The following is a 13,070-nucleotide window of genomic DNA, read 5'->3' as shown; positions in this document are numbered from 1 at the left end:
AAAGCCCCGCTTTAGCGGAGCTTTTACCATTAAGCAAGATGAGAATAGTTTTCTTTTACAACCTGAGCGCAGCGCGGACAGAGTGTCGGATGTTCTGTGTCTTCGCCAACTTCAGTGGTGACAACCCAGCAGCGTTCACATGTTTCTCCTTCTGCCTTCGTCACGACAATCGCTGCTGTTTCTAGTTTTAATGCTGTTTTTGGCGCTTGTTCGAATGTGCCGGCTATTTCCAAATCTGAAATGATAAATAGCTGTTTTAAATTTTCCTGAATGGAATTAAGCAATGCATTCGTTTTTTCCGTAGGGTATAATGTAACTTTTGCGGTTAATGATTTCCCAATAATTTTTTCATTTCGTGCTTCTTCTAATGCTTTTAGCACATCATCACGCAATTTCATGAATGCCGTCCATTTTTCCTCAATCTCATCTGCTCCTGGAAGCTCCCGGTATTCAGGAAGATCCGTCAATTGGACGCTTTCTTCATTAACACCAGGAATATATTGCCAAACCTCATCTGCCGTATGTGAAAGAATTGGTGAAACTAATTTGGTTAGGGTAAGTAATGATTCATATAAAACGGTCTGAATGGCACGACGTTCAGGATGATCTACTGCTTCAATATATAGAACATCTTTAGCAAAGTCCAAGTAAAATGCACTTAAATCAATGGTGCAGAAATTATTTACTGCATGGTAGATCCCTGAGAATTCATAATTCTCATACGCATTACGAACAAATTGAACCAGCTTATTTAATTTTACAAGAATAAATTGGTCCACTTCACGTAAGTTTTCATATGACACTTTATTCGCAGGATCAAAGTCTGCCAAGTTGCCTAATAAGAATCGGAAAGTATTGCGGATTTTCCGGTACACTTCAGCAACCTGTTTCAGAATCGCATCAGAAACCCGCACATCTGCCTGATAATCAACTGAAGCGACCCAAAGCCGTAAAATATCTGCCCCTAATTGATTCATCACTTTTGCAGGGACAACAACATTCCCCAGTGATTTACTCATTTTTCGTCCTTCGCCATCTAGCGCAAATCCGTGGCTCAATACGCCTTTATAAGGGGCTTTGCCTGTTACAGCAACAGCAGTTGATAACGATGAGTTAAACCAGCCGCGATATTGGTCAGATCCTTCAAGATAAAGATCTGCCGGACGAACTAAATCATCTCTTTCTAAGAGGACTGCTTGATGGGAAGATCCCGAATCAAACCATACATCCATAATATCCGTTTCTTTTGTAAAGATTCCATTTGGACTTCCCGGATGAGTAAATCCTTCCGGCAATAAATCTTTTGCCTCTCGTTCAAACCATATATTAGAACCATATTGGCGGAAAAGGTTAGAAACATGATTGATCGTTTCATCGGTAATAATTGCTTCACCGTTTTCGGCATAAAACACCGGAATTGGAACACCCCATACCCGCTGACGGGATATACACCAGTCGCCGCGGTCGCGAATCATATTAAACAGGCGTGTTTCCCCCCATGCCGGTACCCACTTTGTTTCTTTTACTGCCCCCAGTAATTGATCACGGAAGTCTTTAATCGAAGCAAACCATTGAGCGGTTGCCCGGAAAATAACCGGTTTTTTCGTCCGCCAATCATGCGGATAAGAGTGTGTAATAAAGGTCAGCTTTAGTAAAGCACCTGCTTCTTCTAAAGCTTGTGTGATTGGCTTATTGGCCTCCTCATAAAATAACCCATCAAAGCCAGGGGCCTCGCTCGTCATATATCCTTTATCATCAACAGGGCAAAGAACATCCAAGCCGTATTTTTGCCCAATCAAGTAGTCATCTTCTCCATGTCCCGGTGCTGTATGAACACAGCCAGTACCCGCATCTGTTGTAACATGCTCACCAAGCATCACCAAAGATTCACGCTTGTATAATGGATGAAGACAAATAATACTCTCGAGTTCCTCCCCCTTTACTTTTTGAACAACAGACACTCCTTCCCAACCAACTTCTTTCGTTACTGATTCAAGTAATGCCTCAGCCACAAGATATTTATGCTCATTTACAGAAACTACCACATAGGTTAAATCAGGATGGACAGAAATACCAAGGTTTGCTGGAATCGTCCATGGTGTTGTTGTCCAAATAACGATTTCTGTGTCATGATCAAGCACACCTTTGCCATCCTTAACCTTAAAACCAACATAAATGGAAGGCGAGCGTTTATCCTTATATTCAATTTCTGCTTCTGCAAGTGCTGATTCACTTGACGGCGACCAGTAAACTGGCTTAAGCCCTTTATAAATATAGCCTTTCTTTGCCATTTCACCGAATACCTTTATTTGCTGGGCCTCATATTCAGGCTTTAGGGTAATATACGGATTTTCCCAATCACCTCGGACCCCAAGACGCTTAAATTGCTCACGCTGATTATTAATTTGTTCAAGAGCATATTCAGTACAAAGCTTACGAAATTCAGCCACTGACATTTCTTTGCGTTTTACCCCTTTATTGGTTAGAGCCTGTTCAATTGGCAAACCATGGGTATCCCAGCCAGGCACGTATGGTGCATGAAAGCCGCTCATTGATTTATAGCGGACAATAAAATCCTTTAAGATTTTATTCAATGCATGCCCCATGTGGATATCACCATTTGCATAAGGCGGTCCATCATGCAAAACAAACATTGGACGGCCTTTCGTCCGTTCCTGTACTTTTTGATAAATATTCATTTCTTCCCATTTCGCCTGAATTTCAGGCTCGCGTTTTGGAAGATTGCCGCGCATTGGAAAATCCGTTTGCGGCATTAACAGCGTATCTTTATATTCCATTATTTTCTTCCTCCCGTCATTTTTCTTATAAAAACAGAATAGCCAATTGAACAATAAGAGAAGCTTAGTCCGCACAGAAGCGGTAGATATTGTAATCTCGAGCCGCTGGTCTGTAGTTAAATAAAAAAACCTCCTCATCCCCAAACAGGGACGAGAAGGTTTACTCCCGCGGTACCACCCTTATAGACAGAAACCAAAACATATTCTATCCTCTTTTATATTCGTAACGTGAACATACGCCAAAAACTACTATTGCTATAAGCAAGTTCGCTTTTGAAACTCAAGGGTGATTTTCCAATTTCCAGCTTTTATTGGGCTTCCACCATCCCCAACTCGCTTATAAAAAGCATGTACAAAATTGTACTGTCCCTTTCATTGTCAATTTTCATTCTATTTAACTTGTTTAAAAATTATATGCCACTAAGGACTATTCGTCAAGCTAATGAATCTTCTTCCTCATGAAGTTTTAATTCAGTAGTATCGACTTCATATTCTAATAAATGATCCCAATCATCTGTGTTAAGCATATCAAGCTGCGCTTCAATTAACATTTTGAACCGGGTACGGAAAATTTTCGACTGTTTCTTCAAATCCTCAATTTCCATTGCGATCTTTCTGGCTTTGGAAAGTGATTCATTTACGATACGGTCAGCATTTTTCTCCGCTTCCTTAATGATCAGCTTCGCTTCTTTTTGGGCATTCCGCTTCACTTCTTCTCCAGCTTCCTGCGCAATAACGATCGATTTATTTAATGTTTCTTCAATGGTCGTAAAGTGACCTAACCGCTCTTGCAATTCATTCAAACGTTCTTCTAGTTCTTTCTTCTCTCTAAGGACTAATTCATAATCCTTTATAACTTGATCAAGAAATTCATTTACTTCATCTTCGTCATATCCTCTAAATCCTTTATTAAACTCTTTATTGTGAATATCTAACGGTGTTAACGGCATGACGCCACCTCCATGCAAACTGTACTCTCCTATGTATTAGGAAATATTCGACAAGATCTTCAATATTCCTGCATCAATAGCTAAATTATTTTTGTCTTCCGATATTGATCCGCCATTTTTCTTTTTTTGTTTTTCCACTAAGTTCTACTATTTTTATCCTGCCGTGACCGCGAACGGATATCACATCACCCGCATCACATAAAAAAGAGGGAGTTTCGATTACCGTCCAATTCACTTTGACAAGTCCCCTTTCGATTAGAACTTGCGACTTTTGCCGGGAAAGGTGATAAACACCAGAAATAACAGTATCCAAACGTAATGAAGATACTGTTAAATCAACATGATCCCATAGATCTTGTACGGTAATGGCGTTCTCTAACGGCAATTCTTTTACTGTAACTCTTGCTTTCCCGATTGCTTCCAGGTTTGTTTTAATATAATCACTTACTTCTTTTGCCGCAAAGAATTGAATTTGATCATTCTTGATCAGTATATCACCAAATTTTCCACGCTTTAATCCTAAAGACATTAATGCGCCTAAAATTTGCGGATGCTCAAGTGTAACAAACTTACTAGGGTAATCAATTCCAAACAGATTTATATAAAAATCCTCATTAGCAACTGTCCAGTAATCGGGAAATAATAATGCTCTTTTTCTTTCAGCATTGTCAATTCCGCCAAAAAAATCGTAATGCACATCGCTGTGCTCACCAATGATAATTTTTAAAATAGTCTGCTCTCTTGGATCAAGAAAATTAGTCAATTTAGGAGCAAATTGTCTTTCTACATCTTGTTTCCATTGTAAAACCTTGTCAATATATTCCCGCTCTTCGGGACGAAAATGCTGGTAAATGTTCATACATATCTCCTTAGAATTCAAGGCCGAAAAGCTTTAAATCCAGCTCGAGATTCGCATCAGCCCCACTTGCGCAAAGTTTAATACAAAAAATGCAACAATAGGGGAGATGTCAATCATTCCAATAGGTGGAATAATTCGTCTGAACGGTTCTAAAAAAGGTTCACAAATACGTGCTAAAAAACGCCCTGGTGCCGTATCCCTCGCATTCGGAAACCATGACATCAAAATATAGACAATCAGGGCATACGAATAATATTGAATAAGTTTTATTAAAAGGTAAAATAACATACCCATTTACCTTACCACCTTGTATTAGAATTGTCATGGTTCGGCAAAAGGCTCGAAATATTTCCCGAGACCTCCATATTTTCAGGGGTGCACAGAAAAATGCCAGAACCAATTTTTTGAATATCACCTTGAATGATGTAGACTGCCCCGCTTAAAAAATCAATAATTTGTCTTCCTTGTTCCGCATCGATACGCTGAAGATTCACGACAACGGCCCGGCGGTTTTTGATCTGATCGGCGATTTCGGTTGCTTCAGAATAAGAACGTGGCTCCACTAAGATAACCTTTGAAGACTTTTGAACATTTGCTGTCTTCTGGACACTTTGTAGGCTCACCACATTCTGGCTTCTTACCGGCTTATCTTTCTGCTTTACCGGCTCTCGGGTTTCCGCAGGCATTTCGTCATCATAATCATCATCTAAAAAGAAGAAACTTTTTAACTTTGATTTAATCGTCATTTTTTCCCTCTCCTAATCATCTTCTCCGACTAGTGCCGTGCCTATTCGGATCATCGTTGCTCCTTCTTCGATCGCATATAAGTAGTCGTTGGACATGCCCATTGACAGCTCTGTACAAGGGGCATGTGCCCAATTTTTCTCCCGGATTTGATCACGCAATTCTCTTAACTTTCGAAAACAGCTGCGCAAAAGTTGTTCATCTTGTGTAAATGGAGCCATTGTCATTAACCCGACAATACTGATATTCTGAAATTTACTTAACTCTTCAATAAATCCGGCTGCATCTTCGAAAGATATTCCATGCTTGGATTCCTCTCCGGAAACATTCACCTGAACGAGACATTTTATCACACGATTCGCTCTTTTATTAATTTCTGTAGCAAGCGACAGACGATCTAATGAGTGAATATATTCAACTTTATCAATGATATTTTTGACCTTGCGGGATTGAAGTGTCCCGATAAAATGCCAAATAGGCTTGTCCTGTAATACTTCCCACTTTTTTAACAGTTCTTCGTCCCTGTTTTCGCCAAGGTTATAAATGCCGGCCTTTAAGGCCTCTTCTGCTCTTTCGATGCTGACATATTTTGTAACGGCAATCAGTTTCACTACTTCCGGATCCCTGCCTGCATTTCGGCATGCATCATTGATTTGCTGCTTAATTCGTTCAAGATTTTCTGCTACCTTCCTCAATGCTTTAAGTCTCCTTCCAGCCAATAAAACTTAACAATCTTCCCGTACTCCCCCGGTCGCGGCGGTGGGAAAAAAACAGCTCGTGATCACAGCTCGTGCAGTACTGGGTAATATAAATATTTTGTTCCGGGACACCTGACCTCAAAAGTATGATCTTATTCAGCTCTTTTAAATCTAAGGCATATTGCCCTTCTATAATTTGATTATATGGTTTTCGATCGACATCTTCTAGTATATTTTCTACTAAGTTTATAACACGATCGTCTACAATATAACATTTTTCACAAATACATGGACCAATTGTCACAAGAATTTCCTCTGGTTTGATGCCTTCAGCTTTCCATTCATCCACCATTCGTCCTGCAATCTGCCCAACTGTCCCTTTCCAGCCGGCATGTGCCGCTCCAATCATTTTGGCATTCGGGGCAAGGAAGAAGAGGGGGGTACAATCAGCAAAGCAAAGGGTTAAAAGGATCCCCTCTTCATTTGTATAAAATCCATCTGTTCCCGAGAATGCTGATTCATAAGAATTAGCGCCTTTTCCTCGGTCTTGTTTTGTTAATTTTCTAATTTGAACATCGTGTATTTGTTCCGCACCTGTCCAATATGTTATCGGAAAATCAAGCAGACTTGCTAAGATTTGTCTGTTTGAACAAACATCCTGCAGATCGTCCCTGACATGAAAGCCAAGATTAAGACTTTCAAAACATCCCTTGCTTACGCCTCCATGCTTTGTTGTCATACCGGCAACAAGACCCGGATAGGTATTCATCCAATTTTCAATAGTTAAAAATGACTGATTTGATAAAACAAAAGGTTCCATACAATACCTCAGGTTGTTTTTCTATAAGTTTACCATGAAAATGCTAATTGGTCATCGTGGAATCCATTCTTTTTAAGCTTCCGTTTCTTCGGGAATAGTTTCGGTACTGCCTTTATATCTTACTAAAATAACGTCCTCACCAATCTTAATAATATTGTTCCACGGAATAATTACTTCCTCATCCTTTCCAAAAAAGCCAAGCATTCTGCCACTTCCGGCAATGACAACTGCCTCGATCTTTCCGGTTGATAAATTAATTTCTATATCACCAATGTTGCCAAGCCTTTTTCCATCGGATACATTGACTACATCTTTTATCTGGAATTCAGAGATTTTTAACACATATACCACTCCCAGTTACATTACTATAAAAAATATATGTAAGTATCCAGAACTTTAGAAAGAAAAAAAGCTATCCATAGGACAGCTTTAGCTTTGTATGTTCTTGTTCATTTGCCTGATTGCTGCTTTTTCTAGTCGAGAAACTTGTGCCTGGGATATTCCAATTTCATCTGCAACTTCCATTTGTGTTTTACCTTGAAAAAACCTTTTCCGCAAGATCAATTTTTCTCGTTCATTTAGTCGGCGCATACCTTCCTTTAAGGCTATTTCTTCAATCCAGTGAATATCTTTGTTCTTTTCATCACTTAATTGGTCCATTACGTAAATAGGGTCGCCGCCATCATTATAAATCGGTTCAAATAAAGAAACCGGATCTTGAATTGCATCTAACGCAAAAACAATTTCTTCATGCGGCACTTCAAGGACCTTTGCTATTTCTTCAGCAGTCGGTTCGCGTGAGGTTTCACTCATTAATCGTTCCCTTACCTGAAGTGCCTTATAGGCGATATCCCTTAATGAACGGGATACACGAATTGGGTTATTATCCCTTAAGTATCTGCGTATCTCTCCAATAATCATTGGTACGGCATAAGTGGAAAACTTAACATTTTGACTTAAATCGAAGTTATCAATCGATTTCATCAGGCCAATGCAGCCTACCTGAAACAAATCGTCTACAAATTCTCCGCGATTATTAAAGCGCTGAATAACACTTAAAACAAGGCGCAAATTCCCATTGACTAATCGTTCGCGGGCAGTTAAGTCACCCTCTTGCATTTGCTTGAAGAGAACTCTCATTTCTTCGTTTTTTAATACGGGAAGTTTCGATGTGTCTACACCGCAAATTTCAACTTTATTTCGAGTCAATTCTTTTCCCTCCTCACAGGAGCTGCTGTACAAAAAACAGTATCTCCTTGAAGAGGAAAAATATGCACCTGTCCAAGCTACCGAACAAGTGCATAAATGTCGAATATAACAACAAAATGCTGATTTTAAAGGCTTTTTTTGAGTGGAAAAATTTTTCTGTTTGAATCTATATTAGACCATTTTATTAAACTCCTTCCGCAGCCTTTTGATGATCCGTTTTTCTAACCTTGATATATAAGACTGCGAAATCCCCAACATATCTGCAACATCCTTTTGGGTCTTCTCTTCACCATTTGTGAGACCAAAACGAAGCTCCATTATTTGTTTTTCACGGTCTGTTAGCTGATGGAGTGCTTTTGAAAGCAATTTTCGATCCACATTGGCTTCAAGGTCTTTTGTAATAATATCATCTTCTGTTCCCAAGACATCGGATAACAACAGCTCATTTCCGTCCCAATCTATGTTTAAAGGCTCATCAAATGAAACCTCTGACCTTATTTTATTATTACGTCTTAGATACATCAGAATTTCATTTTCAATACATCTAGAAGCATATGTAGCCAGTTTTATTTTTTTCTCAAGGTTAAAGGTATTTACTGCTTTAATTAAACCGATGGTCCCAATGCTGATTAAATCTTCAATATTGATTCCGGTATTTTCGAACTTTCTTGCAATATAGACAACAAGTCTTAGGTTTCGCTCAATCAAGATCGACCGTGCAGCTTTATCTCCACCCGGAAGTTTTTTTAACAGCATTTCTTCTTCTTCTTTACTTAAAGGAGGCGGCAGTGCTTCGCTTCCGCCGATGTAATACACTTCATCTGTTTTTAGGCCGAGTTTGATCAGAATTTTATACCAATAGTAGGATAAGCGAAGTTTCCACTTTTTCATATGTTTTCCTCCTTCTAAAATGTGCATTTTTGAGTATAGTATTATTAACTCACTCTCTCTGTATCTCCTTGCAGTCTTGGACCAGTGAGCATCTTCGGATGGACAATACATTGAAAGGCATCATCATTGGAAAGTTGCTGCATGGTAAACGAAACCAAGCCTTTTTCACATAAATAGCCAGCCCCATTATGCTCAATCACAATGGTGTCAGGTTTTACAGCAGCAATAAGCTGGTGCTCTTGTCCTACTACTTGGCACGGAATAATTCTTAGTCTATTTTGCCACTCTTCTGGAAGTTCATCTCCTCCCATTATAAAACCTTCAGGGTCAGCTGCCATTTTCCTTATCGGTTCAGGAAACCCATCTATCGTATTTTTTATGGAGACAAACATGACCGGCATTTTGGATAGTGGATCATACAGCTGATTGCCGCTGTCTATTAATCCTTTAAATTCAAATTGATCGTTATGAATCGTCAATCTTACATTCACAATTTGGTCAAATTGAATTTTTGTCATTTCCATACATTCAATATTTTTTCGTGAAAAGTGCCAGGCAATCGGAAAACCGACTAACACAAAAAGCCAGCTGACCGGATCCCCAAATCCTTTCACACTTGCCAGCAGAACTTTAGCTGTTAAATGAGTGTCATATTGAATAAAATAATGGGTCCCTATTAAAGCACCCCCAATTAAAAATGTTGATACATAAAGAGTCATCAATGCTTTGATAAAGAAGGACAGACGTTTGTAGCCAAATGTAACGAGTATCATTAACACTGAACAAAACAGTTTTGCAACCGGGTGATTAGAATAGACATTTATTGGAGTAAACGCTAATAAGATGATTAATGAACCTATAAATCCTCCACTCGCAATTCGCCAAAGCTTGATCTTTCGTTTTAGAAAAATTGCGGATAAATAAAGGAGAAGACTATCAAATAATAAATTTAAAACCCATATGACATCTAAATAAACGGTCAAACAGCTTCCCCCTTTTAGGACTTCTTCTGTTTATGGAAAAGTATAACGTAACTTCAAAGCGGAAGTGTGTCACTTTCTGTAAGCAAAAAAATAGAAATTTTCCCTATTCTAAACGGAATTTGTCAATTATTAAAAAAGTGCATGCGCTATGATCAGTCCCGTGGGGCAAGGCGCTCCTCCTAAAAGCTATCGCTTTTAGGCGTGCGATGCTGATGCTGTCGAAGCATTTTTTGTGGAGCTGGACAATTCTCCAAGTCAACATTTATGCATTCTTTATGATAAATAAAAAGGCATGATCCATCTTATGGACCATGCCATTGAGTAATTATATTGAAATAACAATATTATCGTCTGCGATTGCGATTTCGCAAGAAGGTTGGAATGTCTAATGTTTCTTCTTGGAAGGTATTGCCGGAGTTGCGGGATGGCTCCTGCGGGACTTCTTCTCGTTTTGGTTCTCTTTTAATTGTTCCCATCTGATTTTTATTTTGCCCAAATGATGGACGAACAGGTTTAGGCTGTATTGCCTCTTCATTAAAACCAGTTGCAATAACTGTGACAATAATTTCGTCTTTCAAATTTTCATTGATAACAGAACCGAAAATCATATTTACTTCCTGATCGGTTGCAGTTGCAACAATATCTGCCGCCTCTTGTACTTCATATAAGCTTAAATTTGTGCCTCCGGTAATATTCATCAATACCCCTTGAGCTCCATCAATAGAAGTCTCTAATAGAGGAGAATTTATAGCTTTCTTAGCTGCTTCAGCAGCACGGTTTTCTCCTGAAGCGACACCGATCCCCATTAATGCAGACCCTTTATTGGACATAATCGTTTTTACATCAGCAAAGTCCAAATTAATAAGCCCCGGTGTCGCAATCAAATCGGAAATACCTTGAACACCTTGCCGCAGAACATTGTCCGCTTCACGGAATGCCTCAAGCATTGGCGTGCTCTTATCTACGATTTCGAGCAGTCTGTCATTTGGAATGACGATCAAGGTATCCACTGCATCTTTCATTGCATTGATTCCGCCAGTGGCTTGAGTCGCACGTTTTTTCCCTTCAAAAGTAAAGGGGCGGGTAACGACTCCTACCGTTAAAGCACCTAATTCGCGAGCAATCTGAGCAATGACAGGTGCCGCTCCTGTTCCTGTACCGCCTCCCATTCCAGCCGTGACGAACACCATATCTGCACCGCGCAATGCTTCTTCAATTTGTTCTTTGCTTTCTTCTGCTGCCTTTTTGCCGACTTCCGGGTTCGCGCCTGCACCAAGACCGCGGGTTAGCTTTGCACCTATTTGCATCTTAATTTCTGCTTTCGAAAGATTAAGAGCTTGCGCATCTGTATTCACTGCAATAAATTCTACGCCTTGCACTCCATGTTCAATCATGCGGTTCACCGCATTATTTCCGCCGCCCCCAACTCCAATTACTTTTATGGTAGCAAGAGAATCTAAATTGGTATCAAATTCTAACATGATAAATCCTCCTAATTCATGGATATTCCTTTTCGCTTAAACCTACTCGAAAAAGTATCCCAGGAATTTTTTCACCTTTGATGACATCTTTTCCTCCGGATTTTTTTCTACTTTAGCTTTCGGTTGATGTTGTTGTTGTTGTTTTGGCACTCTTTTTTCGATTGGCTCAGAAACAGCTGAAGAGGAACTAACAACGCCGCCTGGCAATCTGGCATTCTTATAAGCATATTTAATCAAGCCAACCGCAGTTGTATACTGAGGTTCTCTTACACCAATATAGTCAGGAACAGCAATTCGAACTGGGTTGTTAAAGATGTCCTGAGCTAATTCTAAAATTCCCTGCATTTTTGCGGTACCACCAGTCAGTACAAAACCTCCCGGCAAATCAGTTACACCTAATCGCTTCAATTCTTTCGCAATCAGTTCGAAAATTTCTTCCATTCTGGCTTCGATAATTTCAGAAACATATAACTGATTAAATTGTTGATGCTGATCACTGCCGATAATCGGAACACTAAAGTATTCATCTTCCGATGCCTGATCATAAAAAGCATGTCCATGCTTTATTTTTATGGCTTCAGCATCCTCTGTTGAAGTATGCAATACTTTTGAAAGATCGTTTGTAATTAAATCGCCGCCTACTGGAATGACACTTGTTGCTTTTAAAAATCCGTCCTCATAGACTGCTATTGTTGTAGAGCCGCCACCAATATCAAGCAAGGCCACACCGAGGTTCTTTTCATCCTTAGATAAGGCGTAATCCCCAGCTGCCAGCGGCTGTAAAATAATATCCGAAAAATTAAGTCCTGCACGTTCCACACAGCGAATAATATTGGCAACAACGGAGTTGGAGCCGGTAACGAGTGTACCATCCATTTCCAAGCGGACCCCAATCATGCCGCGGGGATCATGAATTTCATCCTTTCCATCAAGAATAAATTGTCTTTGGATAACCCCCATATTGACTCTTTCAGGGGGAATCGAACCAGCATAAGAAGCCTCGATTACCCGAGTAACATCTTCGTTAGTAATCTCGCGGTTTTGTCCTGAAACAGCTACAATCCCATGGCATGGATGGAGCATAATATTATGTCCGGGGATTCCGACAACCACCTCATGTATCTCCATACCTACCATTCTCTCCGCTTGTTCAATTGCCCTTCTTATAGAATGAACGGTATCGTCCATGTCGACAATGGACCCTTTTCGTAAGCCTTCAGATTTTACATTACCGACACCAATTATATTTAACGAGCCTTTTCCCGAGTCACTTACCATTTCGCCAATGATTACTTTTACACTGGATGTACCGATGTCAAGGCTAACATAAATTTCATTGCTGTTCATTCTCTGGCACCTCCTTTAATTACTATCGAACAACAATTCATTTTGTTCAATTATATTTCCCATAGACATATCTTATAAAAATATTCGTCACAACTAAAATGATTCCCTTTAAAAATTATCAATTTTTTTCTATTTTTCACTATTCGCAAGTATCTCTGCAATATTGGAATTCTATCACTTTAATATCTAACGAGTGCTAAGTACAAGTCTACACCAATATGAACATTGAGAAAAGCGGAAACTTGCAGCTAGTATTATATTAAAAAAGAATCATGAAACAAATACTTTTT

Annotated in this window: 13 protein-coding genes and 1 other annotated feature; all 13 genes read right to left on the bottom strand. The window is 39.4% G+C overall.

All coding sequences use genetic code 11. The annotated features are described in order from the left end of the window. Positions 1 to 29 precede the first annotated feature (29 nt). The 13 genes from ileS to ftsA all read right to left on the bottom strand — a co-directional run bounded on the left by ileS (position 30) and on the right by ftsA (position 12,780). A complete protein-coding gene (gene ileS / locus BFU02S_RS10995) occupies positions 30 to 2,798 on the bottom strand; it encodes an isoleucine--tRNA ligase (RefSeq protein ID WP_066370417.1) in 2,769 nt (922 codons plus the stop codon). A gap of 143 nt (positions 2,799 to 2,941) precedes the next feature. Beyond that, positions 2,942 to 3,183, bottom strand: a binding site (T-box leader). 49 nt (positions 3,184 to 3,232) lie between these two features. After that, entirely contained in the window at positions 3,233 to 3,748 is a 516-nt protein-coding gene (locus BFU02S_RS10990) for a DivIVA domain-containing protein (RefSeq protein WP_066370422.1), read from the bottom strand. A gap of 85 nt (positions 3,749 to 3,833) precedes the next feature. Then, positions 3,834 to 4,607 carry a YlmH family RNA-binding protein gene (locus tag BFU02S_RS10985; protein ID WP_066370415.1) on the bottom strand — a complete coding sequence of 258 codons (774 nt, stop codon included), beginning with the start codon at positions 4,605 to 4,607 and terminating at the stop codon, positions 3,834 to 3,836. A gap of 33 nt (positions 4,608 to 4,640) precedes the next feature. Then, complete coding sequence (locus tag BFU02S_RS10980; RefSeq protein ID WP_066370413.1) at positions 4,641 to 4,901, bottom strand: YggT family protein; 261 nt, start codon at positions 4,899 to 4,901, stop codon at positions 4,641 to 4,643. Positions 4,902 to 4,906: 5 nt separating this feature from the next. Then, entirely contained in the window at positions 4,907 to 5,353 is a 447-nt protein-coding gene (locus BFU02S_RS10975; RefSeq protein ID WP_066370411.1) for a cell division protein SepF, read from the bottom strand. Positions 5,354 to 5,365: 12 nt separating this feature from the next. Further along, positions 5,366 to 6,046 (bottom strand): YggS family pyridoxal phosphate-dependent enzyme, encoded by a 681-nt coding sequence (locus tag BFU02S_RS10970; RefSeq protein ID WP_066370409.1) that lies wholly within the window; start codon positions 6,044 to 6,046, stop codon positions 5,366 to 5,368. A 4-nt stretch (positions 6,047 to 6,050) separates the two neighbouring features. Further along, positions 6,051 to 6,869 carry a peptidoglycan editing factor PgeF gene (pgeF, locus tag BFU02S_RS10965; protein ID WP_066370408.1) on the bottom strand — a complete coding sequence of 273 codons (819 nt, stop codon included), beginning with the start codon at positions 6,867 to 6,869 and terminating at the stop codon, positions 6,051 to 6,053. 72 nt (positions 6,870 to 6,941) lie between these two features. Continuing rightward, positions 6,942 to 7,211: a YlmC/YmxH family sporulation protein gene (locus BFU02S_RS10960; protein WP_066370407.1), complete on the bottom strand. Its 270-nt coding sequence runs from the start codon at positions 7,209 to 7,211 to the stop codon at positions 6,942 to 6,944. An 87-nt stretch (positions 7,212 to 7,298) separates the two neighbouring features. Next, positions 7,299 to 8,078 (bottom strand): RNA polymerase sporulation sigma factor SigG, encoded by a 780-nt coding sequence (gene sigG / locus BFU02S_RS10955; RefSeq protein ID WP_066370419.1) that lies wholly within the window; start codon positions 8,076 to 8,078, stop codon positions 7,299 to 7,301. A 171-nt stretch (positions 8,079 to 8,249) separates the two neighbouring features. After that, the gene (gene sigE, locus BFU02S_RS10950) at positions 8,250 to 8,969 is read right to left on the bottom strand and encodes an RNA polymerase sporulation sigma factor SigE (RefSeq protein ID WP_066370405.1); all 720 of its coding nucleotides are present in this window, start codon (positions 8,967 to 8,969) and stop codon (positions 8,250 to 8,252) included. Positions 8,970 to 9,013: 44 nt separating this feature from the next. Further along, entirely contained in the window at positions 9,014 to 9,952 is a 939-nt protein-coding gene (gene spoIIGA, locus BFU02S_RS10945; RefSeq protein ID WP_066370402.1) for a sigma-E processing peptidase SpoIIGA, read from the bottom strand. 344 nt (positions 9,953 to 10,296) lie between these two features. Then, a complete protein-coding gene (gene ftsZ, locus BFU02S_RS10940) occupies positions 10,297 to 11,433 on the bottom strand; it encodes a cell division protein FtsZ (protein ID WP_066370398.1) in 1,137 nt (378 codons plus the stop codon). A gap of 42 nt (positions 11,434 to 11,475) precedes the next feature. Then, positions 11,476 to 12,780: a cell division protein FtsA gene (gene ftsA / locus BFU02S_RS10935; protein WP_066370395.1), complete on the bottom strand. Its 1,305-nt coding sequence runs from the start codon at positions 12,778 to 12,780 to the stop codon at positions 11,476 to 11,478. Positions 12,781 to 13,070 lie beyond the last annotated feature (290 nt).

This window comes from Neobacillus fumarioli NBRC 102428 (genome assembly GCF_001591485.1).
Lineage (GTDB): Bacteria > Bacillota > Bacilli > Bacillales > Cytobacillaceae > Neobacillus > Neobacillus fumarioli.
This window is presented reverse-complemented; position numbering and strand designations above follow the sequence as displayed.